Source organism: Bradyrhizobium sp. Kon69 (genome assembly GCF_055807515.1).
The window spans coordinates 1-231 of the sequence record NZ_JBVVOS010000625.1; the positions used below are offsets into that span (position 1 = coordinate 1).

The 231-nt window shown below is 53.7% G+C and carries 1 protein-coding gene; it reads left to right on the top strand.

Annotated features, from left to right (window positions below; translation table 11 throughout):
- Positions 1 to 231, top strand: a 231-nt coding sequence (locus AC0L3U_RS40370) for a hypothetical protein (protein WP_473365267.1), incomplete at both ends; no start/stop codon positions are given.

The following is a 231-nucleotide window of genomic DNA, read 5'->3' on the forward strand; positions in this document are numbered from 1 at the left end:
CTTGCAGCATGCCGACGCCGGAGCGGGTCCCCACCTCCAACTTCAGCATGCTTGAATATGCGTATGAATTGCGCACACCCAATCCTCTGGGTATGAGGACGGGGCAGTACACGGGGTCGATCTCTTATAGCATCGGGCCGTATAAGGATTTCGATTTCGGTGACATTTACATGCCGAACGACGAGGTGCTGACCTTCAATTTTTCGTTGACGGTGGAACACGTGCTCAAGG